The following is a 25,515-nucleotide window of genomic DNA, read 5'->3' on the forward strand; positions in this document are numbered from 1 at the left end:
GTGGACTCCTCTCCGACCTGGCAGGTTATCGACTCGACGGGGAGTCGAGGTCGAGGACACGCCCGTGCACGGCCGGTCGACCCTGCAGCGCAGCCCGCAGGGCGCGGTGCAGGCCGTCCTCCAGGTAGAGGTCGCCGCGCCACCGCACCACGTGACAGAAGATGTCGCCGTAGAAGGTGGAGTCGGCGGAGAGCAGCGCGCGCAGGTCCAGCTCCGCCCGGGTCGTCACCAGCTCGTCCAGGCGCAGCATCCGCGGCGGCAGGTGCGCCCAGTCGGCGGCCTCGTCCAACCCGTGCGCAGGGTACGGTCGCGCGTCGCCCACGCCCTTGAAGATCATGGCCGGAAGTCTATTGTCTGGGGTGTGAGCGAGCAGAGCAGCACGAGCACCCAGGCCGATCGGCTCCGCGAGGGGTATGCCTTCACCGGCCCGAGCATCACGCTCGGCGGTGCGGTGGTGGGCCAGGACGTGGTCCCGGAGGCGGTGGTGAGGATCCCGCTGGCCTCGATGAACCGGCACGGGCTGGTCGCCGGGGCGACCGGCACCGGCAAGACCGTCACCCTGCAGGTGCTCGCCGAGCAGCTCTCGGACGCCGGGGTCCCGGTCTTCCTGGCCGACGTCAAGGGTGACCTCACCGGGCTGGCCGGCCCGGCCACGGGAGGCGCGAAGATCGAGGAGCGGATGACCGGCCTGGCGCAGGACTGGACGCCCGCGGCCTACCCCGTCGAGCTGCTCAACCTGGGCGGCCACGGCGTCGGCGCCCCGGTGCGTGCCACGGTGACCGGCTTCGGCCCGACCCTGCTGGCCAAGGTGCTGCGGCTGAACAAGACCCAGGAGTCCAGCCTGGGGCTGGTCTTCCACTGGGCGGACCAGCAGGGCCTGGCGCTGCTCGACCTCAAGGACCTCACCGCCGTCATCCAGCACCTGGTCTCCGACGAGGGCAAGGGCGACCTCAAGGACCTGGGGGGTCTGGCGACCTCCACCGCCGGGGTGATCCTGCGGGAGCTGGTCGCCCTCTCCGCCGCCGGGGGCGACGTCTTCTTCGGGGAGCCGGAGTTCGAGCCCGAGGACCTGCTGCGCACCACCGCCGACGGCAAGGGCGTCATCTCGTTGCTGGAGCTGCCGGGCGTGCAGGACAAGCCGGTCCTGTTCTCCACCTTCCTCATGTGGCTGCTCGCGGAGCTCTTCGCCGACCTGCCCGAGGTCGGCAACCCGGACAAGCCGAGACTGGTGTTCTTCTTCGACGAGGCGCACCTGCTCTTCGACGACGCCTCCGACGCCTTCCTCACCGCCGTCGAGCAGGCCGTCCGGCTGATCCGGTCCAAGGGGGTCGGGGTCTTCTTCGTCACCCAGACGCCCACCGACGTCCCCGACCCGGTGCTCGCCCAGCTCGGCAACCGGGTCCAGCACGCGCTGCGGGCGCACACCCCCAACGACGCCAAGGCTCTGCGCGCCACCGTGTCCACCTTCCCGACCAGCGACGACGACCTCGCCGAGGTGCTGACCTCGCTGCGTACCGGCGAGGCGGTCGTCACGGTGCTCGGTGAGGAGGGGGCACCCACCCCGGTGGCCCGCACCATGCTGCGCGCGCCGCAGGCCCGGATCGGCCCCGCCGACGAGGAGGTGCTGCGCACCGTGGTGGCCGGCTCGTCGCTGACCGCGAGGTATGGCGAGGCGCTGGACCGCGAGTCCGCGCAGGAGGTCCTGGCGCAGCGGATGCAGGAGACCGCCCGCGCGCTGGAGCAGGAGGCGCAGCGTACGGCGGCGGAGCGCACCGCCGGCGACCGCGCCGAGGACGACGGGCGGGTTGCTCCACGCCCGTCCCGGGGGAGCCGCCGCGCCCCGCAGGAGGAGGGGATGATGGACCAGGTGCTGGGCTCCAGCGCCGTCCGGTCGATGCTGCGCTCGGCCGGCACGGTCATCGGCCGCGAGGTCACCCGGTCGATCTTCGGGACGCGGCGCCGGCGCTGAGCGCCTCGGCCGCCGCGGCCCGCAGGGCGGCCACGCACACGGTGATCCGTGGGTTGTCCTCCGAACCGGCGCGCACCGCCACCAGGATCGTCCGGGCCGGCACCCTCGGGCCGGCCAGGGTGACCCGGACCACGTCGGGGTGCGGCATCACGGTGGCCAGGCGCGGCACCGCGGCCACCCCGAGACCGGCGGCCACCAGCGCGCTGGTGGCCGCGAACTCCTGGGCGTGGTGCACCACCCGGGGCACGAACCCGGCCGCGCGGGCCGCCGGGACCAGCTCCAGGAACGCGTCCTGTCCCGGGCGGCCGGTGATCCAGTCCTCGTCGGCCGCGTCCGCGAGGTCCACCGGGCCCGGGCCGGCGAGCCGGTGCCCACGGTGCACCAGCAGGTCGATCGGGTCGGTCGCGAGCTCGGTGACGCTGACCTGCCGCGGCCGGGTCCCCGCCGCCGTCCTGCCCGCCGCCCCGACCAGCAGCCCCACGTCGATCGCCCCGGTCTCCAGCTCGCGCAACGGCGTCCCGGAGTAGAGCTCGTGCACCCGCGGCTGCAGCCCCGGGTGGTCCCGGCGCAGGGACACCACGGCCGGGGCGACGATCGCCGCCAGGGCGGTCGGGAAGGCCCCGATGTCGACCCTGCCGCAGAGCTCGGTCGCGGCCAGGGCCGTCTCGCCCAGCGCCCGCTCCCACTGGGCATTCATCACCCGGGCGTGCTCGACCAGCCGCTGACCGGCGGGGGTGAGCCGCACCCCGCGGCCCTGCCGCTCGAGCAGGGTGATGTCCAGGTCCGCCGCGAGCTCCTTGAGCTGCTTGGAGACCCCGGACGGGCTGCGCTGCAGGGCCTCCCCGGCGCCGGTCACCGTGCCGTACTCGCTGACGGCGATGAGCAGCTGCAGACGCGGATCGATCATGCACCCATGGTGCACGGCATACGTGAGTATCGGAACCTGGACCGAACGGTCGTCGGGCGCGTAGAACCTGGGGGTATGCCCGCTCGCACTCCCTTCTCCACCCCTGGCACCGACCGGCTACGGCTTACCCTGCGGATGAAGGCGACCCTGGTCGTCTTCGCCGCGGTGATGTTCACCGGCGGGACCGATCTCACCAAGGTCACGGTGGGGCTGCCCCGGATCACGGCCGACCTGTCCGCCGGACCGTTGCAGGGTCTGTGGATCGCCGACGTCTACGGCCTGGTCGCCGGGGCCCTGCTGCTGCCGGCCGCGGTGCTGGCCGACACGGTGGGCCGCAAGCGTGTCTACCTCGCCGGGCTGCTGCTGGCGGCGACCACGGCCGCGGTCGCGGCGACCGCCCCCAGCGCCACCGTGCTGGTCCTCGCCCGGGCCGTCCAGGGCGCCAGCAGCGCGATGCTCATCGCCGGCACGGTCACCATCATCCGGGTCACCTTCCCCGGGATCCGGCTGCGGGCGGTCGCCTACGGGGTCTGGGCGGCCAGCTTCAGCGTCGGTTCGGCCTTCGGGCCGCTGGTCGGGGGTGCGCTGGTGGAGTGGGGGCACTGGCGCTGGCTGTTCGCGGTGAATGTCCCGGTGCTGCTGCTGTGCGCCGTCGCCGCCGCGATGGTCCTGGCGGAGACCCGCAACCCGGACCCGCCGGTCTTCGACCTGCCCAGCGTGCTGGCCTCGGTCAGCGGGGTGGCGCTGGTCGTGGCCGGCCTGAAGGGGCTGGCCCAGGAGGAGGTGCCGGTGGTGCTGAGCCTGGCCGGCGCCCTGACCGGGGCGCTGCTGCTCGTCCTCTTCGTGCTCCGGCAGCTGCGGCTGCCGCGGGCCTTCCTCGACGTGCGCCTCTTCCGGCTGCCCTCCTTCACCGCCTCCACCGTGGTCGTCCTCATCGCCAACGGGGCGTTCGCGGGGGTGCTGTTCGTCCTCACCCAACGCTTCCAGGAGGTGGAGGGGATGACCGCCATCGGTGCCGGCTGGGCGCTCATGCCGCTGGCCCTGGCCAGCGCCCTGGGGGCCGTCCTCGCACCCCGCGTGCAGGACCTGCTGGCGCCGGAACGGACCCTGATGGTGGGGGTGGGGGCCGCGGCGACCGGGCTGGGGATGCTGGCCCTGGCCGGTCCCGGCCCCGGGCTCCGGGTCGCCGCCATGGTGGTGCTCGGGCTGGGGACCGGGGTGATCATGACGATCGGGGCCAACCTCATCATGAGCTCGGCGCCGGAGGACCGGACGGCTGACGCCGGGGCGATCCAGGAGAGCGCCTTCACCATCGGTGCCGGTGCCGGGATCGCCCTGCTCGGGGCGTCGTCGCTGGTGCTGGCGCGGGTCGGCGAGGGGTCCGTGGACCCGGCCGCGATCTACGGCCCGGGGGCCGACCAGGCGCTCCGCGTGGTGGCCGCCGGGTTCGCACTGGTCTCTCTGGTCGCGATCTGGCTGCTGCGCCGGGGGACGCACGAGGACCCGGGGCGCTGATCGCGCCCCGGGTCCTGGTGCCGGCGTCGTGACGCCTCGGCGGAGGATGGGGGATTCGAACCCCCGAGGGTTTTATCCCAACTCGCTTTCCAAGCGAGCGCACTAGGCCACTATGCGAATCCTCCGCCGGAGACGATACCCGAGAGCCCTCGGGGCAGCCAAAACCGTGCCTGCCGGCGGACGGCTTGGAAGGCGCCGGTCCCAGGTCCTAGACTGGTCCACGGACCCCTCGTGCGGTGGTACCTCGGTGAACTCCCCCAGGGCAGGAATGCAGCAAGGGCAGCCGAGCTCTTCCAGGTGCGCGAGGGGTTCTTCATGCCCTGCCGTGCCGGGTCGGTGCGTGGCAGGATGACCGGCACCAGTCCGCGAAAGGATCCCGCCATGAGCTACCACGTCGGTTCCGAGGTCGGCCGTCTGCGCCAGGTGATCGTCCACCGGCCGGGGCTCGAGATGCACCGGCTGACGCCGGACAACAAGGACCGCTACCTCTTCGACGAGATCCTCTGGGTCGAGCGGGCGCAGGCCGAGCACGACTACTTCGTCCAGGTGATGACCGAGCGCGGCGTCACCGTGCACCACTTCGACACCCTGCTGCGGGAGGCGCTGGCGGTGCCCGCGGCCCGCGACCACGTGCTGGACCACAGCCTCGACGAGCGGCACGTCGGCCCGCAGGCCGCGCAGGAGCTGCGGGTGATGTTCGACGAGATGGACGACGCGGAGCTGACCACCCACCTCATCGGGGGGATCACCAAGGCCGAGGTGCTGGCCAGGATCGGCAGCCCGCGCTCCGTCGTCGTCGACCAGCTCGGCCTGCACGACTCGGTGCTCGCGCCGCTGCCCAACCACCTCTTCACCCGGGACACCTCCGCCTGGGTCTACGGCGGCGTCGCCGTCAACTCGATGCACAAGAAGGCGCGGCGCCGGGAGACGGTGCACTACGACGCGATCTACCGGTACCACCCGATGTTCGCGGGGTCCGGGACGCGGTGGTGGAGCCACGGGATCGAGGACGGACCGGCCACCGCCGAGGGCGGGGACATCCTGGTGCCCGGCAACGGGGTGGTGCTGGTGGGTCTGTCGGAGCGGACCACCACGATGGGGGTGGAGCGGCTGGCCCGCACCATCCTCGCCGCCGGCGACGCGCATACCGTGGTGGCGCTGGACATGCCCAAGGCGCGGGCGGTCATGCACCTGGACACCGTGATGACGATGGTCGACCAGGAGACCTTCACCCGCTACACCGGCCTGCCCGACCTCACCTCCTGGACGATGACCGCCGGTGACGAGGTGGACGGCGAGCTCCAGCTGGTCATCGAGCGGCACCAGCCGGAGAAGATGGAGCAGGTGATCGCCCACTCCCTGGGCCTGGAGAAGCTGCGGGTCCTCGCCGCGGACCAGGACCCGCGGGCGGCGGCGCGGGAGCAGTGGGACGACGGCTGCAACGTGCTGGCGCTGGAGCCCGGGGTGGTCGTCGGCTACGAGCGCAACACCGTCACCAACGGCTACCTGCGCCGGCAAGGCGTCGAGGTGCTGGAGATCGGCGGCTCCGAGCTGGGTCGGGGGCGCGGCGGTCCGCGGTGCATGTCCTGCCCGATCGAGCGCGACCCGGTCGGCTGATGCCGGCCCGACGCCGCGTCGACGTCGCCGACGGCGAGCAGGCGCTGGCCGCCTGGGAGGCGCTGCAGCCGGGGGAGGAGCTGGGGCGCGGGGTGCTGGCCACCGCGGTGCGCTACGCCATGGAGGAGCTGGTCGCGCGGGCCCCCGGCCGCTCGGTCGAGGTGCGGGTGCCCCCGTATGCCGCGGCGCAGGTGATCGAGGGGCCGCGGCACACCCGGGGCACCCCGACCAACGTCATCGAGACCGACCCGCAGACCTGGCTGGAGCTGGTGACCGGCCGCACCACATGGCCGGCGGCGGTGGCCGACGGCACCGTCCGGGCCTCCGGGCAGCGGGCCGACCTCACGGCATACCTGCCGCTGCGGTAGCACTCAGCCAGCGCCGTCGCCACCAGCGCCGTCGTCGCTCGCCGGGAGCGGGAAGACCTGCTGGTAGAGCTTCACCATCCGCCGCCCCTCGCCCTGCCCGGCGTCCCGGGCGGCCTTGGCCCGGTCCAGGTGCTCGCGCAGCACCTCGGCCAGGGCGTCGGAGAGCGACTCCACCTCGCTCACCGTCAGCAGGGTGGTGACCTCGTTCGACAGCGAGGCCGCCGCCCAGCCCGGGTCCTCGTCGTCCATCCGGTCGACCCACTCCTGCAGCCGGGCGGTCCGGGTCCGCAGCTGGTGGTGCATCACCGCCTGGGCGGCCGTCCGCGTCCCGTCGTCCGCGTCGCCGGCCGCGACCTCGGGGCCGAAGGAGAAGCCGACGGCCACCCACCAGCGCTCGCGTGCCGAGCCGCGCCCGGTCTCCTCCTCGACCAGCCCGTGCCGCTCGAGCTGGCGCAGGTGGTAGCTCGTCTGCCCCGTGCTCTCGCCCATCGCCCGGGCCAGCATCGAGGCGGTCGCGGCGCCGTGGTCCTTGAGGTGGTCGTACATCCGCATCCGCAGCGGGTGGGCGAACGCCTTGAGGGTCGCGGCGTCGACGGATCGGGCGGTGACGGCGGAGGCCTTGCGCTCGGTCATGGTGCAGAGGTACCTTTGCAAAGAGTTGTTTGCATAACTTCTTCTGCACTGAGCATAGGGGAGCACGCCATGACCGGCACCACCACCACGCCGAGGAGCACCGGGTCGCCGCTGGGGCGCCCGTTCGGCAGCCACCTGTCCGCCGTCGGCCTGGCCAACCTCGCCGACGGGGTCGTCCAGATCGGGGTGCCGCTGCTGGCGGTCACGTTGACCCGGTCACCGCTGCTGATGGGGGTGCTGACGGCCGCGGTGTGGCTCCCGTGGCTGGTGTGCGGCATCCCCGCAGGTGTCCTGGTCGACCGTTGGGACCGTCGCCGGACGATGATCTGCAGCCTGCTGGTCCGCGCGGCACTGCTCGGCGGGGTCGCGCTGCTCGCGTGGGCCGACCTCCTCACCATCGGGGTGCTCATCGTGCTCGCGCTCGGCTACGGTGTCACCGAGGTCTTCGCCGACCTGGCCGCCGCCGCCCAGGTGCCGGCGCTGGTGGGGCGCGACGCGGGACGGCTGCGCCGGGCGAACTCCCGACTGCTGGCGGTGCAGCACTTCTGCAACGGCTTCGCCGGGCCGCCGCTGGCCGGGATCCTGGTGGCACTGGGGGCCGCCTGGCTGGTCGGGACCTCCGCACTGGTCGCCGTCGCCGCGGTGCTGGCCCTCGCGCTCGGGCTGCGTGGCCGGTATGCCGCGAGCCGGCCCGAGGCGGAGAGCGCCGGGACCCGGTGGGCCGAGCTGACCTCGGGGATGCGCACCCTGTGGGCCCACCCGGTGCTGCGTCCGCTGGCCCTGGCCGCAGGGCTGTGGAACTTCGCGTCCACCGCCTTCAGCGCGGTGATCATCCTGTGGATGGTCGGCCCGGAGTCCGTCGGGGGTCTGTCCCCGCAGCTGTTCTCGCTGGTCATGGTGGCGCTCCCGGCCGGGGCGCTGCTCGGCAGCATGGTGGCCGGACGGCTGCTGCGGCGGTGGTCCGAGATGAGCGTCCTGGTCGTCTGCTGGGGGCTCAACGGCGTCCTCAACCTGATGCCGCTGCTGTGGCCCACGGCCTGGGGCCTGGCGATCTTCCTGCTGGGCGTCGGGCCGCTCGGGGTGGTCGGCAACATCGTCTCCGGGTCGATCCGACCGCGGATGGTCCAGGACCACGTGCTGGGCCGGGTCGGCGGCGCCTCCCGGGTGCTGGTCTTCGGGGCGATGCCGCTGGGTGCCCTGGCAGGCGGCCAGGTCGCCGAGCTCTTCGGCATCCCGGTGGTGCTGGTGGGGGTGGCCTCGGTGATGCTGCTGGCCACCCTGCTGGTCGGCGCCACCGTCCCGCAGTCGCTCGTGGACGCGCACGAGCTCGAGCCGGAGCGCGCACCGGTCGGCTGAGGCGGGACCGCTCGCGTTAGCCTCGGCTCCCATGAGGATCGGTGTCTGCATCCTGCCCGAGCACCCCTGGCGCGAGGCCGAGCCGTTGTGGCGGCAGGTCGAGGACTGGGGCTTCGAGCACGCCTGGACCTACGACCACCTGGTCTGGGCAGGGCTGCCGCAGGCGCCCTGGCACTCGACCGTCGCCACCCTCGCGGCGGCCGCCATGGTCACCGACCGGGTCCGACTCGGCACCTTCGTCGCGTCCCCGAACTTCCGGCACCCGGCCCTGCTGGCCAAGGACGTGACCACCCTGGACGACCTCAGCGCCGGTCGGGTGCTGCTCGGTCTGGGCGCCGGGGGCGACCTGGACAGCCGACTGCTCGGCGACGAGCACAGCCGCGGCGAGCGCACCGCCCGCTTCGAGGAGTTCGTGCCGCTGCTGGACCGGCTGCTGACCGAGGACCACGTCGAGGCCGAGGGCGAGTTCTTCACCGTGGCCGGGGCCGGGGCGCGTCCCCGCTGCGTCCAGCAGCCCCGGGTGCCCTTCGTCGTCGCCGCCAACGGGCCCCGCGCGATGCGGCTGGCGGTCGCGCACGGCACCGGGTGGCTCACCACGGGGCCGCCCGATGCCGCCGAGGACGGCCTGGACGCCTGGTGGCGCGGGGTGGGCGAGCTCGCCGCCCGGGTCGACGAGCTGGAGGCCGGGGCGGGCCGGGACCGGCCGCTGGAGCGCTACCTCTCGCTGGACGCCGGGGCGCCCGCGCTGAGCAGCCTGGACGAGGTCCAGGACCGGATCGGGCGCGCGCAGCAGGCCGGGTTCACCGACGTCGTCGTGCACTGGCCCCGTGCGGAGGCGCCCTACCGGGCGGACGTGCGGGTGCTGGAGGCGCTCGCCGGCTCCCGGTCCTGACCGACCGGCCGGCCGCGGGGTATCCAGCGGCCGGGTCGGTGCTCTCAGGGGGCGACGCCCAGCGGAGGCACCCAGGTCTCCCGGCGCCGCCCGGTCGCAGGTCGACCGGCCCGTGGAGAGGCCCCAGGATGAGACGCACCGCACGCCCCACCCACCCCGCTGCCCGACCCGGCCGACGCGGCAGACCCGGTCGAGGCGGTGGCCCGAGCACGGCCGCCGGTACCGCCCTCGGGCTGCTCGCCACCGGTCTGGCCGGCGCCCCCGCGCTCGCCGCGACCCTGGAGGAGCACGAGATCACCGGGGTGCAGTTCGTCAACGACGACTGCAGCCGCAACGAGTACGTCATCGACGCCCGGGTGACCGGCACCACGGACGACGTCGGCGGCTTCGACCGGGTGCGCTTCGAGGTGTGGGACGACGGTGCGCTCAAGGACAGCCGCACCCTGGAGGTCGAGGTCGGCACCACCCGTGACCTGTCCGCCTTCCTGTCCTTCGTCGGCCTCTACGGCGGCGGGGCACCGGGGGTGGGCATCGTCATCAGCGACGTGGACGGGGCCGACGTCGAGGTCGGCACCCTGGACGTCGTCGACCCGTTCTACCCCGACGACGTCGACGGGCCCTGCGCCTTCGACGTGGAGCGGATCGGTGGCCCGACCCGGATCGAGACCGCGGCGATGCTCTCCGAGCAGAAGTTCGTGTCGGCCGACACCGTCGTCATCGCGACCGCCCGGGACTTCCCGGACGCGTTGGCCGCAGCGCCCTGGGCCGGCCAGCTCGGGGCCCCGCTGCTGCTCACCCATCCCGGCGGCCTGTCCGCGGCCACCGGTGCCGAGCTCACCCGGCTGTCCCCGGAGGACGTCCTGGTCGTCGGTGGGAGCGCCGCGGTCGGGGACGCCGTCCTGGAGGACGTGCAGGCGAGCCTGCCGGCCGCGACCGTGCAGCGGATCTCCGGCGCGGATCGTTACGCGACCGCCGGGCTGGTCGCCCAGCAGGTGATCCAGGACAGCAGCCCGGAGGTCTTCGTGGCCTCGGGGCAGGCCTTCCCGGACGCGCTCGTCCTGAGCGCACTGGCCGCGCGGCACCAGGCTCCGCTGGTGCTGGTCCGCAGCGACGAGGTGCCGTCGGCCACCGGCGCCGCGCTCACCGCCCTCGACTACGACCACGTCTACGCCGCCGGTGGGACCGCCGTGCTCGGGGACGCCGTCCTGGACGAGGTCGCCGGCGGCCAGCCGTGGACGCGCTACCAGGGCGCCGACAGGTATGCGACCGCCGCCGCCGTGCTGGAGCAGTTCCCGGCCGAGGGCAAGGTGCTGGTCGCCACCGGCCAGGACTTCCCGGACAGCCTGACCGCGGTCCCGGTGGCGGCCCGGACCGGTGCCGGGGTGGCGCTGACCCGGCCGGAGGCCGTGCCCGCCGCGGTGATCAGTGAGGTCGACCGGCTGATCACCGGGTTCTCCTTCCCGCTGATCACCGTCGTCGGGGGCGAGTCGGCGGTGCACCCGGCCGTCCAGGCGCAGCTGCAGGCGCTCTTCGGCGCGGCCGCCCCGCCCGCGGCTCGGCCCTCGGGCAGCTCGACGACCGGCAACCTCCCGCAGGAGTGAGCACGGACCGGGCCCCCTCCGCGGCACCGCCGCGGAGGGGGATACTGGTGTGGTGGTACCCGACCGAGACGACACCAGTGCGCCGCCCACCGGCCCGGGCCCGCAGCCGCGACCCCAGCGGGTCCACCGCCGCCCGCAGCTGAGCAGGTTCCTCGTGGTGGGGGGCCTGGTCGGTTTCGTGCTGGGGGTCGTGGTGGCCCTGCGCGGACCCGAGGTGGCGGGCAGCACCGTGCTGCAGCAGATCGTCCTGCTCGGCACCATCGGGGCCATCTTCACCAGCTTCGCCGCGGCGATCCTCTACCTGGTCCTGGACCGGCTGAGCCAGCGGGACTGAGCGATGGCGCCGCGTCACCCGAGCCTGGTCAGGTACCTGGTGGTCGGTGCTGTGACCGGGGTGGTGATCTGCCTGCTGGTGGCCGTCCTCGGCGACGACGTGCCCTACGTCAACGGCCTGGAGGAGTACCTGATCTTCACCGTGCTCGGGGTCGGGGTGGGCGGTTCGCTGGGGGCGCTCGCCTATCTCGTCGCCGACCGGCCGCGGCTCGGGTCCTGACGGGGTCGCACCGGCGGGACGTGGGTGTCCGGCACGCTGCGGCTGTGGGACGATGAGGTCGTGGCTCGCGCTGACGGACGGCTCTCGCACGACCTCCTGCCCGAGGAACGCCTGCCCCAGGACGCCTGTGGTGTCTTCGGGGTCTGGGCGCCCGGTGAGGAGGTCGCCAAGCTCACCTACTACGGCCTCTACGCCCTGCAGCACCGGGGCCAGGAGGCGGCCGGGATCGCCACCAGCGACGGCTCGCGGCTGGTGGTCTACAAGGACGTGGGGCTGGTCAGCCAGGTCTTCGACGAGTCAGCCCTGGCCTCGTTGCAGGGCTACCTGGCGGTCGGCCACTGTCGCTACTCCACCACCGGCCGCAACAGCTGGCAGAACGCCCAGCCCACGCTCGGCGGGACCGCCGACGGCACCGTGGCGCTCGCGCACAACGGCAACCTGATCAACACCGCCGAGCTACGGGACCTGCTGCGCCAGGCGCACGGCGGTGACCTGTCACGCTCGGGCGGCGAGGTGAGCCGGGGCAGCACCACCGACACCGCGATCGTCACCGGCCTGCTCACCGCCGACCAGGACCTCCCGCTGGAGGAGGCCGCGATGCAGGTGCTGCCGCAGCTGCGCGGCGCGTTCAGCCTGGTCTTCTGCGACGAGTCCACGCTGTATGCCGCCCGCGACCCGCAGGGTGTGCGCCCCCTGGTCCTGGGCCGGCTGGAGCGTGGCTGGGTGGTCGCCTCGGAGACGGCGGCGCTGGACATCGTGGGCGCGTCCGTGGTCCGTGAGATCGAGCCCGGCGAGCTGATCGCCATCGACGCCGACGGGCTGCGTTCGCGCCGGTTCGCCGAGGCCGCGCCCAAGCGCTGCGTCTTCGAGTGGGTCTACCTGGCCCGGCCGGACACCACCATCGCCGGTCGCGAGGTCTACAACAGCCGGGTCGAGATGGGCCGTCAGCTGGCGCGCGAGCACCCCGTCGACGCGGACATGGTGATGCCCACCCCGGAGTCCGGGACGCCCGCCGCCATCGGGTACGCCCAGGAGTCGGGGATCCCCTACGGCCAGGGGCTGGTGAAGAACGCCTATGTCGGCCGCACCTTCATCGCGCCCAGCCAGACCATCCGGCAGCTGGGGATCCGGCTCAAGCTCAACCCGCTGCGCGAGGTGATCAAGGGCAAGCGCCTGGTGGTCGTCGACGACTCCATCGTCCGCGGCAACACCCAGCGCGCGCTGGTCCGGATGCTGCGCGAGGCCGGTGCCGCGGAGGTGCACGTGCGCATCTCCTCGCCGCCGGTGCGCTGGCCCTGCTTCTACGGGATCGACTTCGCGACCCGGGCCGAGCTGATCGCGACCGGGCTGGAGAGCGGTGACATCTGCACCAGCATCGGGGCGGACTCCCTCGGCTACATCTCCGAGGACGGGATGGTCGCCGCCACCGAGCAGCCCCGCTCCAGCCTGTGCACCGCCTGCTTCTCCGGGGAGTACCCGATCGGGCTGCCCGAGGAGGGCCAGCTCGGCAAGGACGTCCTCGAGCTGCAGTTCCCGGTGGTGCACGAGGGCACCGACCCGACCGACGTGGGGACCCTGGACGTCGAAGGCGTCGGCGTCACCGCCTCCCCGGGCGCCGACGCGGCCGTCCGCCGGCCCTGAGCCCGACCCGGCATACGCCCACGCCGTCTGCCGTCCGCTGCCACCCGATGACCACTTCGAGGGGACACCGATGACCGACCAGCCGATCACCTACGCCAGCGCCGGGGTCGACGTGCACGCCGGCGACCGCGCCGTCGAGCTGATGAAGGAGTCGGTGCGCCGAGCGCAGCGGCCCGAGGTGCTGGGCGGGCTCGGCGGCTTCGCCGGGATGTTCGACGCCTCCGCGCTGCGCGGCATGCGGGCGCCCGTGCTGGCGACCTCGACCGACGGGGTGGGGACCAAGGTCGCGATCGCGCAGGCGATGGACGTGCACGACACCATCGGCCAGGACCTGGTCGGGATGGTCGTCGACGACATCGTGGTCAGCGGTGCCGAGCCGCTCTTCATGACCGACTACATCGCCTGCGGCCAGGTGGTCCCCGAACGCATCGCGGCGATCGTCTCGGGCATCGCCCGCGGCTGCGAGCTCGCGGGGGTGGCCCTGGTCGGTGGCGAGACCGCCGAGCACCCGGGTCTGCTGGACCCGGACGAGTACGACCTGGCGGGGGCGGCCACCGGGGTGGTCGAGCGCGACGAGGTGCTGGGCCCGCAGCGGGTGCGCTCCGGGGACGTGGTGCTCGCGCTGGCCAGCTCGGGCCTGCACAGCAACGGCTACTCCCTGGTGCGCCGGGTGGTCGAGGCCGCCGGTTGGGGCTGGGAGCGGGAGGTGCCCGAGCTGGGGCGCACGCTCGGTGAGGAGTGCCTCGAGCCGACCCGGATCTACTCGCTGCCGTTGCTCTCGCTCATCCGCGCCCTGGACGGTGGGGTGCACGCGCTCTCGCACGTCACCGGGGGAGGCCTGGCCGCGAACCTGGCGCGGGTGCTGCCGGCCGGGGCGACCGCCACCATCGAACGCTGCTGGCAGCTGCCGCCGGTCTTCACCCTGGTCCGTGAGCTGGGGCGGGTGCCGCTGGCCGACCTGGAGCAGACCCTCAACATGGGGGTCGGCTTCGTCGCGGTCGTGGACGCCGAGCTGGCCGGACGGGCGACCTCGCTGCTGACGGACGCCAAGATCGACACCTGGCAGATCGGCACCGTCGACCTGGGCGACCCGCAGCCCGGGCAGCCGGACCACGACGACGTCACGGTCGTGCAGGGCGCCAAGGGCGTGGACGGCGGCACCGTCCGCGTCGTGGGCGCCTACACCTGACCGGGCGTCCCGAGATGCCTGACCGGGCGTCCCGTAATGCCCGACCGGGCGTCTGGGTATGCCCGACCAAGCGCCTGGACGTGCCGCGCCTCAGGGCGTGACGAGCACCCAGTACTCGGTCGGACCACGCGAGCCGATGAACCCGCTCCAGCGGGTGTCCGACGCGTCACTGGTCAGCTCGTCCCTGACGACCTCGTTCGTCGGCTCGACCACGATCACCGAGCTGACGGCCTCCGAGGTGGTCACCGAGATGCTGTGCGACGGAGAGTTCACCGGCCAGTCCTCGAAGGTGTAGACGGAGCCAGAGGTGCTGTCCGGGGACTCCGCACCACCTTCGTGCACCAACTCCACGGTGGTCGTCGCGGCGTCCTGGGGGTCGCAGGCCGCGGCTTGCACCTGCTCCCAGTCGGCGTCCCCGCTCAGCGTCTCCTGGCAGTGCCGGAGTTCGTAGCTGATGGTCTCGAAGCCCATGAAACGGACATACCCCACGGTGGCCGCGACGACGATGACCGCGACCAGGGGAATGAGTACCCAGCCGCGGTTCCGTCTGCCTCGACCCGTGACCGTGGAGTCCTCATGGGTCCACCGGGCCTCCTGGCGGTTCCTGGGACTCAGCGCCCGTCGCCCGCCGTCCAGGACCCGTAGTCGTCGTCCTCACCCTCGTCGTCCGCCACGTAGGCGGAGTAGGGGTCGTCGTCCTCGTCCGGCTCCTCCTCGGCGGCGGGTACGGAGCGTCCTAGGTCTCCGTCCCGTGAGCCGTGCAGCTCACGCTCGAGTGCCGAAAGATCGGTCTCCGGTGCCGAGTACTTCAGCTTCCGTGCAACCTTGATCTGTTTTGCCTTGGCCCGGCCGCGCCCCATGGCGAGACCCCCTTGTATCGAGTCAGCCGGAGCGGCATCGCTGGCTGATTGCTCAGGTCGCGGAGCCGGCCCGGGTATGTGTGTAATCCGTGCTGCCTACGGTACATGAGAGGACCCTCACGTCCCGCATCGCGCCCGGGTCTGCACCCTGCGCGACACGGTGCTCAGCGGCGGGCGCGGCTCCAGGACATGGCCAGCGCGGCGCCCAGTCCGAGGACGGCGGCCGCGATGAAGGCCCAGGCCCAGAAGGGCAGTCCGCCCGAGTCGCTGTCGGTGCTCGCCTCGGTGGCGGCGTCGGTGGCCTCCGAGGTCCCCTCGGTCGTGGTCTCCCTGCCAGCGTCCTCGGTTTCCTCCTCGGTGGCCTCCGCGGTCGTCGGCTCCGGCTCGGTCGTCTCCGCCGCACCGGTCTCCTCGGTGGGTGCGGGTGCGCTGCTCTCCTCGGCGCTGGTCTCCTCCTCGGTGGCCTGCTCCTGCGAGCCGGTCACGGCGAAGCCGAACTCACCGGAGATCGGGTGTCCGTCCTCGCTGGTGACCCGCCAGGCGACGGCATACTCACCGTCGGGCAGGTCGTCGACCAGGTCCTGCACGACGCTCGTGCCCTCCACCTCGGGATCGCCGTCGGTGACCTCCTGGCCGTCCTCGTCGGTGACCTGCACCGTCGCCCCGACGGTCGCGATCTGACCGCTGTAGGTGAGCGTGACCTCCTCCGGCGCCTCGGCGGTCGCACCGTCCACCGGCTCGGAGCCGGTGAGCTCGTCGTGCGCCTGGGCCGCCCCGGGGGCCAGCACGAGGGCGCCGGTAAGCAGCAGGGCGAGCGGGATCCTGGGCAGACGCGTCATACCCCAACAGTATGGACGGCTGCTGGGCGTAGCCTGCGTGGGTGGAACCGACCACCTGCCGCACGCTCGCCGCCCCGGTCCGGACCCGGACCGAGGAGCGGCGCTCGGTGTTCGAGTGCTGGCTGCGCCGGGTCGAGGACGAGGCGGGCGCGCGGGCGGTGGTCGAGGAGGCGCGCACCGAGCACTGGGGTGCCGGCCACCACTGCTCGGCCTTCGTGCTGGGCCCGGACGGGGCGACCGTGCGGAGCAACGACGACGGGGAACCCGCGGGCTCGGCCGGTATGCCGATGCTCGAGGTGCTCACCCATGCCGGGCTCACCGACGTGGTCGCGGTCGTCACCCGGTGGTTCGGCGGGACGCTGCTGGGCACCGGTGGCCTGGCCCGCGCCTACGGAGGCGCGGTCCGGGCAGCCGTCGAGGAGGCGAGCACCTTGACCCGGGTCCGTGTCCGCGAGGTCGACGTGCAGGTCGGCCACGACGTCGCGGGGCGGGTCGAGCACGACCTGCGGGCGCGTGGCGTGGGCATCGGGGACGTCCGCTACGGCGCCGGGGTGACCCTGCGGCTGCAGGTGCCGGTCACCGAGGCGGGTGACCTGCCCGCCCTCGTCTCCGAGCTGACCGGCGGCCGGGCCGAGCCGCTGCCGGGGACCGGCTCGGAGGGGTGGCGGGACGTCGCCGACGACGTGCAGGGCCCGGCCAGCGGTGGCTGATAACTTCCAGGCCATGGCGCCGTACCCCACCACCGTGCCCTTCGTCCCCGTGATCCTGGGCGCGGAGCTCGCGGCCTACACCCTGGCGCGGGCCTTCCACGCCGACCTCGGGGTGCGCGCGAGCGTGGTCAGTCGGACGGTGCCCTACGCGGTCCGCGGCTCGGCGGTGCTGGACCACGTGGCGTGCCCGGGGATGGACGACGACGAGACGCTGCTGGCGACGTTGCGCGGCATCGCGGACGCGCACCCCGGTCGCCGCGTGCTGGTGCTCGGGATCATCGACTCCTGGTGCACCACGCTCTCGCGGCTCGCCCCCCGGCTGGACGAGCGGTTCGCGGTGCCCTACCCGGACGTCGACCTGATGGAGCGGCTCTCCGACAAGGAGCAGTTCGCGCGGCTCTGCGGCGAGCTGGGGGTGGCCCACCCCCGGACCTCCTTCGTCCCGGACACCGCCGGGGCGCAGGAGGCCGTGGGCCTGCTGGGTGACCTGCGCTGGCCGGTGGTGGTCAAGGCCGCCGACTCCGTCTCCTTCGGCACCCTGCTGTACGCCGGGAAGCAGAAGGTCGCCTACTGCGACTCACCCGCCGAGCTCACCGCCCTGCGGCAGCAGCTGGCCGCGGCCGGGTATACCGGGGGGTTGGTCGTGCAGGAGCGGATCCCCGGCGGCGACGACCAGATGCGGGTGCTCACCACCTACTCGGACGCCTCCGGGCGGGTGCGCTGGGGGCGGATGGGGCAGGTGCTGCTGGAGGACCACGACCCGATGCTGATCGGGAACCCGCTGGCCGTCGTGCACGGCGAGCACTCGGTCGCCACCGAGCAGGTGCGCGGGCTGCTGGAGCACGTGGGGTGGACCGGCTACGCCAACTTCGACGTCAAGGTGGACCCGCGCGACGACACCGGCCACGTCTTCGAGCTCAACCCGCGGCTCGGGCGCTCGCACGCCTACATGAGCGCCGCCGGGCACCCCTTCCTGGTGCCGATGGTGCGCGAGCACGTGGAGGGCCGGGACCCGCTCGAGGACGTCGAGATGGGCGCGGAGACCGACGACTGGCTCTACTCGATCGTGCCGGTGCCGCTGCTGATGCGGTACGTGACGGACGACCGGGTCCGCACCCGGTTGCGGCGGATCCGCCGGGAGGGCCGGGTGCTGCGCCCGCTGCGGTATGCCGCCGACCACGGTCGTGAGCGCCGTCTCGCGCAGCTGAAGAACGACGTGCACTACGTGCGGGACTTCGCCACCCACCATCGCTCGCCGGTGACCGGATGAGCGGGGGACGCGACGAGCGGCTGCTGCCGGACACCTGGCGGCGTCCGGTGCTGGGCGTGCTCGGCGGGATGGGCCCGGCCGCCACCGTCACCTTCCTGGATGCGCTGGTGCGGGCGACCCCGGCGGCCCGGGACCAGGACCACATCGACACGGTCGTCCTCGGGCACGCCACCACGCCCGACCGGACCGCCCGGCTGCAGGACGACACCACCGCCGACCCGGTGCCCTACCTGATGGGGGACCTGGAGCTGCTGGGGCGGCTGGGGGCCGACCTCGCGGTGATCGTCTGCAACACGGCACACGCCTTCCTGCCCGCCGACCTGCCGGTGCCGCTGCTGTCGCTGATCGAGGTGGGCGCCCGGGGAGCGGTCCGGGCCGCAGGTGGTCCTGGGGGCGCTGACGGTGCGGGGGCCGGGGGTGGTGATGCCGCCCGTCGACCCCGGGTGATGCTGCTGGCCACCGACGGCACCCGGGGCAGCGGGCTCTACCAGCGGGCGCTCGAGGCCGCCGGGGCCCAGGTGCTGCTGCCGGAGGCGGCCGGCCAGGCCGAGGTGATGGCGGTGATCTACCAGGGGGTCAAGGCCGGGGTCGAGGTGCCGACCGGGGACTTCCTCGACCTCGTGGGACGGCTGCGCGGCGACGCCGACGCGGTCCTGCTGGGCTGCACGGAGCTGTCGGTGCTCGCGGACCAGGCGGGTGATGGGCTGCCGTACGACGTGGTCGACGCCCAGGCGGCGCTGGTCACCGAGGTGCTGGCCACCCTCATCCCGTCCTGACCGGCTCCCTCCAGCCCACTCTTCTCGACCGAGCGTCGCTCGTGGTTGCACTCAGACCCACCGAGCGTCGCTCGTGGTCGCCGCGCACACGTCGGTCGTACCCGGGGTCTACCGTGGGCACGTCTACGTCAACGACGACCCGGGAGTCGCCATGGAACCGATGGAACCTGTCTACGGCGCGGGGGTGCTGCTGACGATCGCGGCGGTCGCGGTCGCCGTCCTGCTCTTCCTCATCATCAGGCTCAAGATGCACGCCTTCGTGGCGCTCATCGTGGTCAGCTTCATCACCGGACTGGCGGCGGGCATACCGTTCGGAGACCTGGCCGAGGTGGCCGTCAGCTTCTTCGGCAGCACCTTGGGCCAGGTGGCGCTGCTGGTCGGGCTGGGCGCGATGATCGGCCGGATCCTGGAGGTCACCGGCGGCGCCCAGGTGCTGGCCGACACGATGATCAGCCGGTTCGGTGAGCAACGTGCACCGTTCGCGCTCGGCGTCGCGGCGCTGCTCTTCGGCGTGCCGATCTTCTTCGACGCCGGGCTGGTCGTCTTCCTGCCGATCATCTTCTCGGTCGCCCGCAGGTTCGGCGGCTCGGTGCTCATGTATGCCATCCCCGCCGCCGGTGCCTTCGCGGCGATGCACGCGATCGTGCCGCCGCACCCGGGTCCGGTCACCGCCGCGACCGAGCTGGGTGGGTCGATCGGGCTCAGCATGCTGATCGGTATACCGGTGGCGTTCGTCGCCTGGTACGTCGGCGTCTACCTGTTCACCACCGCCTATGCCGGCAAGATCATGGTCCCGATCAACGAGGCGATGTCGCGCAGCACGGTCTCCGTCGGTGGCGGCGGGTCCGGCACCGATGGCGGGTCGGGCACCGACGGCGGGACCGACTCCGGTGCCGACGACACCGGCGGGGCGGGCGGACCGTCCGACATCTCCCCGCAGGCGGCCCCGCCCTCGTTCGGGCTGGTCCTCGGACTGCTGCTGCTGCCCTTCCTGCTGATCGCGCTGAACACCGGGACGGCCACCCTGCGGGCGGCCGGGGTGCTCGGGGACGGTGCCGCGCTGGACGTGCTGATCTTCCTCGGGCAGACACCGGTAGCGCTGCTCATCACGCTGCTGGTCGCGACCTACGTCCTCGGCACCAAGGGCCGCTCGTTGTCCACCATCGAGGGCCTGCTCAACGACGCCCTGGGCCCGATCTGCGCGATCATCCTGATCACCGGTGCCGGCGGCATGTTCGGCGGGGTCCTGCGCTACTCGGGGATCGGGGCAGCGCTGTCGGAGAGCATGGCCGACCTGGGGCTGCCGATCATCGTCTCCGCCTTCCTGATCGCCACCCTGCTCCGGGTCGCCCAGGGTTCGGCGACGGTCGCGCTGACCACGACCGCCGGTCTCATCTCGGCCGCGGTCACCGCCGAGGGGCTCTCCGACCTCAAGATCGCCTGCCTGGTGCTGGCGATCGCCGCCGGCGCGACGGTGCTCTCGCACGTGAACGACTCCGGCTTCTGGCTGGTCAGCCGGTTCTTCGGGATGGACGTCAGGACGACGCTGAAGACCTGGACCGTGATGGAGACCACGCTCGGGCTGTCCATCTTCGTGATCGCCCTCGGGCTGTGGATGGTGGTGCCATGACGCCGCTGCCCGACCCTGCCACCGGGGTGCCGCTGCACCTGGTGATCATGGGCGTCTCCGGGACGGGCAAGAGCACCATCGCCACCGCGCTGCGGGACCGGCTCGGGTGGGAGATGGCCGAGGGCGACGACTTCCACCCGCAGTCCAACGTGGACAAGATGGCCGGCGGGCGGCCCCTGGTCGACGCCGACCGGTGGCCGTGGTTGCGGTCGTTGGCGGACTGGACGGCCGAGCACGACGGGCAGGGTCGGCCCACGATCCTCACCTGCTCAGCGCTGCGGACCAACTACCGCGATCTGCTCCGCGAGGGTGGTGCCGGGACCTACTTCGTGCACCTGCTCGGGGACAAGGGTCTGCTGCTGGAGCGGATGAGCGGTCGGGACCACTTCATGCCACCCTCGCTGCTGGAGTCCCAGCTCGACACCCTGGAGCCGCTCGGACCCGACGAGCGCGGGGTGACGATCGACGTCGCGAACCCGCCGGAACGCATCGCCCGGATGGTCGTGGCGCAGCTGGACCTCTGAGGGTCCCGCGGCCGGGCCCGCTCAGGTCAGGACGAGGGCGTCGGCGACGACCCTGCCCCGGTGCAGCACCGTGCGGTCCGTGGGCCGGTCCATCACCGCTGCGGTCGGGGCGTCCCCGGCCACCAGGAGCAGGTCGGCCCGGTCACCGACGGCGAGCCCGGGACGGTCGGTGACGCCCGTGAGCCGGGTCAGCGAGGCGTCCATGATGCCGGCCCCGCCACGGGTGCCCACCGCCAGTGCGTGCTCCACCAGCTCGTCCGCCCGGAAGCCGTGGGTGAACGCGAGCTGCCAGGTCCGGTCCAGCATGTCCGCGTTGCCGTACGGCGACCAGTAGTCGCGCTGGCCGTCCTCGCCGAGCCCCACCCGGACACCGGCCTCGGCCAGCTGCTGCAGCGGCAGCGTCTGGCGCCCTCCCGGGGCGATCGTCGCGGTGGCGATGTCGGCCGCGGCGAACCTCTCCACCAAGGTCGTGGTCTGCTCCTGGGTGCCGTCCCACAGCCCGTACCCGTGCGAGATCAGCACCTCACCCTGCATCCCCAGCGCCTCGGTCCGTTCGAGGATCAGGTCGGCGGAGAAGCGGCCCAGCTCCCCGGGCTCGTGCAGGTGGATGTCGACCGGCACGGCATACCGCTGCGCGAGGTCGAAGACGATGTCCAGGTGGCGGACGGGGTCGCGGTCCAGGGTGCACGGGTCGATGCCGCCGACCACGTCGGCCCCGGCGCGCAGGGCGTCCTCGAGCACGGCGGCGGAGCCCTGCTCGCGCAGCAGCCCGGCCTGCGGGAAGGCGATGACCTGCACCTCGGCCCGGTGCCGGTGGGCGTCCCGGGCGGCCAGCACGGCCTCCAGCCGTTCCAGCCCGGCGTCCGTGTCGACCTGCGCGAAGGAGCGCACCCGTGTCGTCCCGCGGGCGATCATCAGCCCGAGGGTATGCGTGGCGCGCTCCACGATCCCCACCTCGGCGTCGCGCCAGTGCTCGCGGTCGTTCAGCATCATCGTCCACACGCCCGGCCCGCCCGTGTGCGGCCGGAACGGCAGCCCGAGCCGGGTCGAGTCGAGGTGCACGTGGACGTCCGCGAAGGCGGGCAGCAGCAGCCGGCCGCGCCCGTCCAGCTCCTCGGTATGCCCGTCCTCGCTCACGCCGGGCGACCCACCCTCGGCACGGGGGCGCCCGCGGCCGCCGTGGGTGCATACCTCGGCGATGGCCTCGCCCTCCAGTCGGATGTCGGCAGCGGGACCGCCCCAGGGGCGCACGTCACGAATCCACATCCCGCCACTCTAAGGACGCGTCGGGGGCAACCACGAGCGACGCCCGGTGGGTCCGGGGGCAACCACGAGCGACGCCCGGTGGGTCCGGGGGCAACCACGAGCGACGCCCGGTGGGAGAGAGGGGGCGGGGACGCCGCAGGGGCGTGGCACCGTGCGGTGTCACGCCCCTGCGGGTCGGTCGGCCCCGGTGGCGGGGCCGTCGTCGGTGCTCAGCCGTCGCGGCGCTCCGGGTCCTGCTGCTCGCCCGTCCGCTCCGGCTGCGCGGAGCCGGTGTCCTGCTGCGGGAGGTCCGGCACGACCGGCGACTCCTGCTCCAGGGTGCCGAGCTCGGCCTGCGAGGCCTCGTCCTGCTGCCCGGCCGCGTGCGGCTTGGCGGCCTGACGGGCCTTCTCGGCGGCCTCGGCGATGGCGGCGTCGGCGTCCTGCTTGGAGCGCTTGCGGGTCGAGATCTCGGCGTCGCGGGTCGCGCCCTCGGCCTCCTCGCGGGCCCGGCGCAGGGCCTCACGGGGGTCCTCCAGCACGGGGACGTCCTCGCCCAGGTCGATGTCGCCGACCTCGGAGCTGATCCCGCTGGAGGGGGCGTCCAGGCCCGCGGTGTCCGGTCCCTTGCCGCCGCCGAGCGCGTTGCCGATGCCGGCGAGGGCGGCGGTGAGCTCGGTCGGGACGACCCACATCTGGTTGGAGTCGCCCTTGGCGATCTCGGGCAGCATCTGCAGGTACTGGTAGGCCAGCAGCTTGCTGTCCGGGTTGCCCTTGTGGATGGCGTCGAAGACCTGCAGGATCGCGCGGGCCTCACCCTGGGACTCGAGGATCGCGGACTGGGCCGTACCCTCGGCGCGCAGGATCTGGGCCTGCTTCTCGCCCTCGGCGGTGAGGATCTGGCTGCCCTTGACACCCTCGGCGTTCAGGATCGCGGCGCGACGGTCACGCTCGGCGCGCATCTGCTTCTCCATCGAGTCCTGCACGCTGGCGGGCGGGTCGATCGCCTTGAGCTCCACCCGGTTGACCCGGATGCCCCAGCGGCCGGTGGCCTCGTCGAGCACCCCGCGCAGCTGGCCGTTGATCATGTCGCGGCTGGTCAGCGTCTGCTCGAGGTCGAGCGAGCCGATGACGTTGCGCAGGGTGGTGACGGTCAGCTGCTCGATGCCCTGGATGTAGTTCGCGATCTCGTAGGTCGCGGACTTCGGGTCGGTCGGCTGGAAGTAGATGACGGTGTCGATCGAGACCACCAGGTTGTCGCTGGTGATCACCGGCTGCGGCGGGAAGCTGACGACCTGCTCACGCAGGTCGACCACGGCGCGCGGCCGGTCGACGAAGGGCACCAGGAAGTGCAGACCGGCGTCCAGCGTCCGGTCGTACTTGCCGAGCCGCTCGACGATGACGCTGGTGGCCTGCGGCACGATCCGGATGGCGCGGGCGATGGCGGTGATGGCGAAGAGCGCCACCAGGATCACCACCGCCCAGATGATGAAGTCTACGGGTTCCATGTGGTTGCGATCTCCTTGTTGTGTACTGCCAGGTCGGTGCGCCGCTCAGGTCCGGGGCGGCGGCTCCAGGTCGAAGGGCTTGTCCTCGGGGGTGGACGGCGTCACCACGGCGGTCGCGCCGTCGATGCGGACGACGTCCACCAGCGCGCCCGGCTCGAAGGTCTGCCCCTCCAGCTCGGCCCGGGCGCTCCACTCCTCCCCGCGTAGCTTCACCCGACCGGAACGGTCGGTGACCTGCTGCAGCACGGTGGCGGTCTGGCCGATGTTGCCCTCCACGTTCATCGGCCCACCCCGGCCCTCCAGCTGTATGTAGCGCAGCGCCACCGGTCGCAGGGCGACGACGAACAGCCCGGCCGAGACGGCGAAGATGAGGACCTGCCAGATCAGGTCGATGCCGGTGCCCGCCACGATCGCGGCGACCAGCGCCCCCAGCGCCAGCATCAGGAAGAGCAGGTCGAGGGTGGTCATCTCGACGATCCCGAAGGCCAGGGCGGCACCCACCCACCACAGCCACTGCGGTGAATCGCGTAGCCAGTCAGGCATGAGGACTCCTTTCCCCGGTGATCATCGATCCTACGGGGTTGACGAGTCGCGGGCCCGGGCGGTTCCCCCGGGTGTGGCCGAGCCCCCTACCAGAGGCCGCTGCCGACCAGCCGGGGAGTGTCCTGCTGCCCGGCCGCGCCGACCCCGGGCGCGGGCTCGGCGCAGCCCCGGCGGGTCGCCGGCTCGGCCCGGCGGGGCGGCCGGTTCGCCGGCGGGACCGGGGCGCCGGCCAGGGCCCGGGTGATGACCGCGAAGACCTGCTCGGTCTCGATCAGGAAGGCGTCGTGGCCGTAGGGCGAGTCGATCACGGCCAGCTCACGGCACGCGGGGGCCTGGGCCACGACCTCGCCGTCGGCCGGGGTGAAGAGGCGGTCGCTGCTCACCACCGCCACCGTCAGCTCCGCGGTGACCCGCCGCAGGGCGGCCTCCACCCCGCCGCGCCCTCGGCCGACGTCGTGGCTGTTCATCGCCTCGGTCAGCACCAGGTAGGAGTTGGCGTCGAAACGGCGGACCAGCTTCTTGCCGTGGTGCTCCAGGTAGGACTGCACCGCATACCGTCCCCCGTGCAGCGGCTCCTCCCCGGCCTGCGCGAGGCCGCCGAAGCGTGCACCCAGCTCGTCGGCCGACCGGTAGGTCGTGTGCGCGATCTGGCGCGCCACCTCCAGGCCGGATCGCGGGCCCGGGCCCGGGTAGTAGTCGCCGCCGTGGAAGCCGGGGTCCAGCCGGATCGCGTGCAGCTGCGGGACCGACCAGGCGATCTGGTCGGCGCTCGCGGCCGCGCTGGCCGCCAGCACCACGCAGCGCCTGACCCGGCCCGGGAAGGTCGCCGCCCACTCCAGCGAGCGCATACCCCCGACGGAGCCGCCGACCACCAGCGCGAAGGTGCCGATGCCCAGCGCGTCGGCGAGCAGCGCCTCGGCCCGCACCTGGTCACGCACGGTGATCGAGGGGAACGAGCTGCCGTACGGACGCCCGTCCGGGGCCGGGGCCGACGGCCCGGTGGTCCCGCGGCAGCCACCGAGGACGTCGGGGGCGATGACGAAGTACTCGTCGGTGTCGATCGGGGCGCCCGGGCCGATGAGCCCCGGCCACCACCCGGCGGTGGGCTGGCCCGGTGCCCGCTCGCCGACGACGAGGCTGTCACCGGTGAGGGCGTGCAGCACCAGCACCGCGTTGGAGCGGTCGGCGTTCAGCCGCCCCCAGGTCCGGTAGCTGACCCGCACGTCCTCCAGCGCCGTCCCCGACTCCAGCGCCAGGGTGCCCACCGGCTGGGTGCGCCGGTGCGAGCGTGCGGTCGGGCCGGGGCCGGGGCCGGGGCCGGGGCCGGGGCCGGAGGCGGGCGGCGGCGTGACCGGTTCGGCGCTCATCC

26 protein-coding genes, 1 tRNA gene and 1 other RNA gene are annotated in these 25,515 nt (G+C 73.2%); 17 read left to right on the forward strand and 11 right to left on the reverse strand.

What is annotated here, in order from left to right:
* Window positions 1-25 precede the first annotated feature (25 nt).
* On the reverse strand, window positions 26-337 hold the full coding sequence (locus tag ACI3EY_RS14445; protein ID WP_405036548.1) for a type II toxin-antitoxin system VapB family antitoxin: 312 nt from the start codon (window positions 335-337) through the stop codon (window positions 26-28).
* Window positions 338-361: 24 nt separating this feature from the next.
* Between ACI3EY_RS14445 and ACI3EY_RS14450 the strand changes: the two genes are divergently transcribed.
* Window positions 362-1,969 (forward strand): helicase HerA-like domain-containing protein, encoded by a 1,608-nt coding sequence (locus tag ACI3EY_RS14450; RefSeq protein WP_405040869.1) that lies wholly within the window; start codon window positions 362-364, stop codon window positions 1,967-1,969.
* Here ACI3EY_RS14450 and ACI3EY_RS14455 read toward each other — a convergent pair.
* On the reverse strand, window positions 1,932-2,876 hold the full coding sequence (locus ACI3EY_RS14455) for a LysR family transcriptional regulator (protein ID WP_405040870.1): 945 nt from the start codon (window positions 2,874-2,876) through the stop codon (window positions 1,932-1,934). The two genes, ACI3EY_RS14450 and ACI3EY_RS14455, sit on opposite strands and share 38 nt — an antisense overlap.
* 75 nt (window positions 2,877-2,951) lie before the next feature.
* On the opposite strand from ACI3EY_RS14455, the gene ACI3EY_RS14460 reads away from it, so the two are divergent.
* Window positions 2,952-4,391, forward strand: coding sequence for an MFS transporter (locus ACI3EY_RS14460; RefSeq protein WP_405040871.1), 1,440 nt, complete (start codon window positions 2,952-2,954; stop codon window positions 4,389-4,391).
* A gap of 40 nt (window positions 4,392-4,431) precedes the next feature.
* On the opposite strand, the gene ACI3EY_RS14465 is transcribed toward ACI3EY_RS14460, so the two are convergent.
* Window positions 4,432-4,516 (reverse strand) — tRNA-Ser (locus ACI3EY_RS14465).
* 95 nt (window positions 4,517-4,611) lie between these two features.
* On the opposite strand from ACI3EY_RS14465, the gene ffs reads away from it, so the two are divergent.
* The 3 genes from ffs (at window position 4,612) to ACI3EY_RS14480 (ending at window position 6,376) form a co-directional block, all read left to right on the forward strand.
* An RNA gene (gene ffs / locus ACI3EY_RS14470) (signal recognition particle sRNA small type) lies at window positions 4,612-4,708 on the forward strand.
* Window positions 4,709-4,772: 64 nt separating this feature from the next.
* Complete coding sequence (locus ACI3EY_RS14475; RefSeq protein ID WP_405036544.1) at window positions 4,773-6,008, forward strand: arginine deiminase; 1,236 nt, start codon at window positions 4,773-4,775, stop codon at window positions 6,006-6,008.
* Window positions 6,008-6,376 carry a sterol carrier family protein gene (locus tag ACI3EY_RS14480; RefSeq protein ID WP_405040872.1) on the forward strand — a complete coding sequence of 123 codons (369 nt, stop codon included), beginning with the start codon at window positions 6,008-6,010 and terminating at the stop codon, window positions 6,374-6,376. Before ACI3EY_RS14475 ends, ACI3EY_RS14480 begins: the two co-directional genes overlap by 1 nt.
* Window positions 6,377-6,379: 3 nt before the next feature.
* On the opposite strand, the gene ACI3EY_RS14485 is transcribed toward ACI3EY_RS14480, so the two are convergent.
* Complete coding sequence (locus ACI3EY_RS14485) at window positions 6,380-7,009, reverse strand: winged helix-turn-helix domain-containing protein (RefSeq protein WP_405036542.1); 630 nt, start codon at window positions 7,007-7,009, stop codon at window positions 6,380-6,382.
* Between the two features lie 69 nt (window positions 7,010-7,078).
* Here ACI3EY_RS14485 and ACI3EY_RS14490 point away from each other — a divergent pair, with 69 nt between their 5' ends.
* The 7 genes from ACI3EY_RS14490 (at window position 7,079) to purM (ending at window position 14,241) form a co-directional block, all read left to right on the forward strand.
* On the forward strand, window positions 7,079-8,365 hold the full coding sequence (locus ACI3EY_RS14490; protein ID WP_405036541.1) for an MFS transporter: 1,287 nt from the start codon (window positions 7,079-7,081) through the stop codon (window positions 8,363-8,365).
* A gap of 31 nt (window positions 8,366-8,396) precedes the next feature.
* Entirely contained in the window at window positions 8,397-9,257 is an 861-nt protein-coding gene (locus tag ACI3EY_RS14495) for an LLM class flavin-dependent oxidoreductase (RefSeq protein WP_405040873.1), read from the forward strand.
* Between the two features lie 128 nt (window positions 9,258-9,385).
* Entirely contained in the window at window positions 9,386-10,858 is a 1,473-nt protein-coding gene (locus ACI3EY_RS14500) for a cell wall-binding repeat-containing protein (protein WP_405040874.1), read from the forward strand.
* A gap of 52 nt (window positions 10,859-10,910) precedes the next feature.
* Window positions 10,911-11,192, forward strand: a complete 282-nt coding sequence (locus ACI3EY_RS14505) for a hypothetical protein (RefSeq protein WP_405036538.1) — start codon at window positions 10,911-10,913, stop codon at window positions 11,190-11,192.
* Window positions 11,193-11,195: 3 nt separating this feature from the next.
* Window positions 11,196-11,411 carry a hypothetical protein gene (locus tag ACI3EY_RS14510; RefSeq protein WP_405036537.1) on the forward strand — a complete coding sequence of 72 codons (216 nt, stop codon included), beginning with the start codon at window positions 11,196-11,198 and terminating at the stop codon, window positions 11,409-11,411.
* 60 nt (window positions 11,412-11,471) lie between these two features.
* Window positions 11,472-13,052: an amidophosphoribosyltransferase gene (gene purF / locus ACI3EY_RS14515; protein ID WP_405036536.1), complete on the forward strand. Its 1,581-nt coding sequence runs from the start codon at window positions 11,472-11,474 to the stop codon at window positions 13,050-13,052.
* Between the two features lie 70 nt (window positions 13,053-13,122).
* Complete coding sequence (gene purM, locus ACI3EY_RS14520) at window positions 13,123-14,241, forward strand: phosphoribosylformylglycinamidine cyclo-ligase (protein WP_405040875.1); 1,119 nt, start codon at window positions 13,123-13,125, stop codon at window positions 14,239-14,241.
* 90 nt (window positions 14,242-14,331) lie between these two features.
* Here the strand turns inward: purM and ACI3EY_RS14525 are convergent, their stop codons facing one another.
* The 3 genes from ACI3EY_RS14525 to ACI3EY_RS14535 all read right to left on the reverse strand — a co-directional run bounded on the left by ACI3EY_RS14525 (window position 14,332) and on the right by ACI3EY_RS14535 (window position 15,940).
* Window positions 14,332-14,712, reverse strand: a complete 381-nt coding sequence (locus ACI3EY_RS14525) for a hypothetical protein (RefSeq protein WP_405036534.1) — start codon at window positions 14,710-14,712, stop codon at window positions 14,332-14,334.
* Between the two features lie 140 nt (window positions 14,713-14,852).
* Window positions 14,853-15,101 carry a DUF3073 domain-containing protein gene (locus ACI3EY_RS14530; protein ID WP_405036533.1) on the reverse strand — a complete coding sequence of 83 codons (249 nt, stop codon included), beginning with the start codon at window positions 15,099-15,101 and terminating at the stop codon, window positions 14,853-14,855.
* Between the two features lie 164 nt (window positions 15,102-15,265).
* On the reverse strand, window positions 15,266-15,940 hold the full coding sequence (locus ACI3EY_RS14535; protein WP_405040876.1) for a copper resistance CopC family protein: 675 nt from the start codon (window positions 15,938-15,940) through the stop codon (window positions 15,266-15,268).
* Between the two features lie 41 nt (window positions 15,941-15,981).
* Between ACI3EY_RS14535 and ACI3EY_RS14540 the strand changes: the two genes are divergently transcribed.
* From ACI3EY_RS14540 to ACI3EY_RS14560, 5 genes are all read left to right on the forward strand, one after another.
* On the forward strand, window positions 15,982-16,650 hold the full coding sequence (locus ACI3EY_RS14540; protein ID WP_405040877.1) for an IMPACT family protein: 669 nt from the start codon (window positions 15,982-15,984) through the stop codon (window positions 16,648-16,650).
* Window positions 16,651-16,663: 13 nt separating this feature from the next.
* On the forward strand, window positions 16,664-17,920 hold the full coding sequence (locus ACI3EY_RS14545; protein WP_405040878.1) for a carboxylate--amine ligase: 1,257 nt from the start codon (window positions 16,664-16,666) through the stop codon (window positions 17,918-17,920).
* Window positions 17,917-18,696: an aspartate/glutamate racemase family protein gene (locus ACI3EY_RS14550; protein ID WP_405040879.1), complete on the forward strand. Its 780-nt coding sequence runs from the start codon at window positions 17,917-17,919 to the stop codon at window positions 18,694-18,696. Before ACI3EY_RS14545 ends, ACI3EY_RS14550 begins: the two co-directional genes overlap by 4 nt.
* 151 nt (window positions 18,697-18,847) lie before the next feature.
* A complete protein-coding gene (locus ACI3EY_RS14555) occupies window positions 18,848-20,326 on the forward strand; it encodes a GntP family permease (protein WP_405040880.1) in 1,479 nt (492 codons plus the stop codon).
* Window positions 20,323-20,850 (forward strand): gluconokinase, encoded by a 528-nt coding sequence (locus ACI3EY_RS14560; RefSeq protein ID WP_405040881.1) that lies wholly within the window; start codon window positions 20,323-20,325, stop codon window positions 20,848-20,850. Before ACI3EY_RS14555 ends, ACI3EY_RS14560 begins: the two co-directional genes overlap by 4 nt.
* Window positions 20,851-20,871: 21 nt before the next feature.
* Here the strand turns inward: ACI3EY_RS14560 and ACI3EY_RS14565 are convergent, their stop codons facing one another.
* The 4 genes from ACI3EY_RS14565 to metX all read right to left on the reverse strand — a co-directional run bounded on the left by ACI3EY_RS14565 (window position 20,872) and on the right by metX (window position 25,513).
* Window positions 20,872-22,116, reverse strand: a complete 1,245-nt coding sequence (locus ACI3EY_RS14565) for an amidohydrolase family protein (protein WP_405040882.1) — start codon at window positions 22,114-22,116, stop codon at window positions 20,872-20,874.
* Window positions 22,117-22,325: 209 nt separating this feature from the next.
* The gene (locus ACI3EY_RS14570) at window positions 22,326-23,603 is read right to left on the reverse strand and encodes an SPFH domain-containing protein (RefSeq protein ID WP_405040883.1); all 1,278 of its coding nucleotides are present in this window, start codon (window positions 23,601-23,603) and stop codon (window positions 22,326-22,328) included.
* Between the two features lie 45 nt (window positions 23,604-23,648).
* Window positions 23,649-24,146, reverse strand: coding sequence for an NfeD family protein (locus ACI3EY_RS14575; RefSeq protein WP_405040884.1), 498 nt, complete (start codon window positions 24,144-24,146; stop codon window positions 23,649-23,651).
* An 86-nt stretch (window positions 24,147-24,232) separates the two neighbouring features.
* Window positions 24,233-25,513: a homoserine O-acetyltransferase MetX gene (gene metX / locus ACI3EY_RS14580; RefSeq protein WP_405040885.1), complete on the reverse strand. Its 1,281-nt coding sequence runs from the start codon at window positions 25,511-25,513 to the stop codon at window positions 24,233-24,235.
* Window positions 25,514-25,515: the final 2 nt, after the last annotated feature.

The organism is Serinicoccus shuyuelongi, assembly GCF_045032955.1.
GTDB lineage: Bacteria > Actinomycetota > Actinomycetes > Actinomycetales > Dermatophilaceae > Ornithinicoccus.

Excerpts from the sequence above, each read along its gene's own strand:
- ACI3EY_RS14445 (WP_405036548.1), bottom strand. The coding sequence starts at position 337 with ATGATCTTCAAGGGCGTGGGCGACGCGCGACCGTACCCTGCGCACGGG.
- ACI3EY_RS14455 (WP_405040870.1), bottom strand. The coding sequence starts at position 2,876 with ATGATCGATCCGCGTCTGCAGCTGCTCATCGCCGTCAGCGAGTACGGC.
- ACI3EY_RS14460 (WP_405040871.1), top strand. The coding sequence starts at position 2,952 with ATGCCCGCTCGCACTCCCTTCTCCACCCCTGGCACCGACCGGCTACGG.
- ACI3EY_RS14475 (WP_405036544.1), top strand. The coding sequence starts at position 4,773 with ATGAGCTACCACGTCGGTTCCGAGGTCGGCCGTCTGCGCCAGGTGATC.
- ACI3EY_RS14480 (WP_405040872.1), top strand. The coding sequence starts at position 6,008 with ATGCCGGCCCGACGCCGCGTCGACGTCGCCGACGGCGAGCAGGCGCTG.
- ACI3EY_RS14485 (WP_405036542.1), bottom strand. The coding sequence starts at position 7,009 with ATGACCGAGCGCAAGGCCTCCGCCGTCACCGCCCGATCCGTCGACGCC.
- ACI3EY_RS14490 (WP_405036541.1), top strand. The coding sequence starts at position 7,079 with ATGACCGGCACCACCACCACGCCGAGGAGCACCGGGTCGCCGCTGGGG.
- ACI3EY_RS14495 (WP_405040873.1), top strand. The coding sequence starts at position 8,397 with ATGAGGATCGGTGTCTGCATCCTGCCCGAGCACCCCTGGCGCGAGGCC.
- ACI3EY_RS14500 (WP_405040874.1), top strand. The coding sequence starts at position 9,386 with ATGAGACGCACCGCACGCCCCACCCACCCCGCTGCCCGACCCGGCCGA.
- ACI3EY_RS14510 (WP_405036537.1), top strand. The coding sequence starts at position 11,196 with ATGGCGCCGCGTCACCCGAGCCTGGTCAGGTACCTGGTGGTCGGTGCT.
- purM (WP_405040875.1), top strand. The coding sequence starts at position 13,123 with ATGACCGACCAGCCGATCACCTACGCCAGCGCCGGGGTCGACGTGCAC.
- ACI3EY_RS14525 (WP_405036534.1), bottom strand. The coding sequence starts at position 14,712 with ATGGGCTTCGAGACCATCAGCTACGAACTCCGGCACTGCCAGGAGACG.
- ACI3EY_RS14530 (WP_405036533.1), bottom strand. The coding sequence starts at position 15,101 with ATGGGGCGCGGCCGGGCCAAGGCAAAACAGATCAAGGTTGCACGGAAG.
- ACI3EY_RS14535 (WP_405040876.1), bottom strand. The coding sequence starts at position 15,940 with ATGACGCGTCTGCCCAGGATCCCGCTCGCCCTGCTGCTTACCGGCGCC.
- ACI3EY_RS14545 (WP_405040878.1), top strand. The coding sequence starts at position 16,664 with ATGGCGCCGTACCCCACCACCGTGCCCTTCGTCCCCGTGATCCTGGGC.
- ACI3EY_RS14550 (WP_405040879.1), top strand. The coding sequence starts at position 17,917 with ATGAGCGGGGGACGCGACGAGCGGCTGCTGCCGGACACCTGGCGGCGT.
- ACI3EY_RS14555 (WP_405040880.1), top strand. The coding sequence starts at position 18,848 with ATGGAACCGATGGAACCTGTCTACGGCGCGGGGGTGCTGCTGACGATC.
- ACI3EY_RS14560 (WP_405040881.1), top strand. The coding sequence starts at position 20,323 with ATGACGCCGCTGCCCGACCCTGCCACCGGGGTGCCGCTGCACCTGGTG.
- ACI3EY_RS14565 (WP_405040882.1), bottom strand. The coding sequence starts at position 22,116 with ATGTGGATTCGTGACGTGCGCCCCTGGGGCGGTCCCGCTGCCGACATC.
- ACI3EY_RS14570 (WP_405040883.1), bottom strand. The coding sequence starts at position 23,603 with ATGGAACCCGTAGACTTCATCATCTGGGCGGTGGTGATCCTGGTGGCG.
- ACI3EY_RS14575 (WP_405040884.1), bottom strand. The coding sequence starts at position 24,146 with ATGCCTGACTGGCTACGCGATTCACCGCAGTGGCTGTGGTGGGTGGGT.
- metX (WP_405040885.1), bottom strand. The coding sequence starts at position 25,513 with ATGAGCGCCGAACCGGTCACGCCGCCGCCCGCCTCCGGCCCCGGCCCC.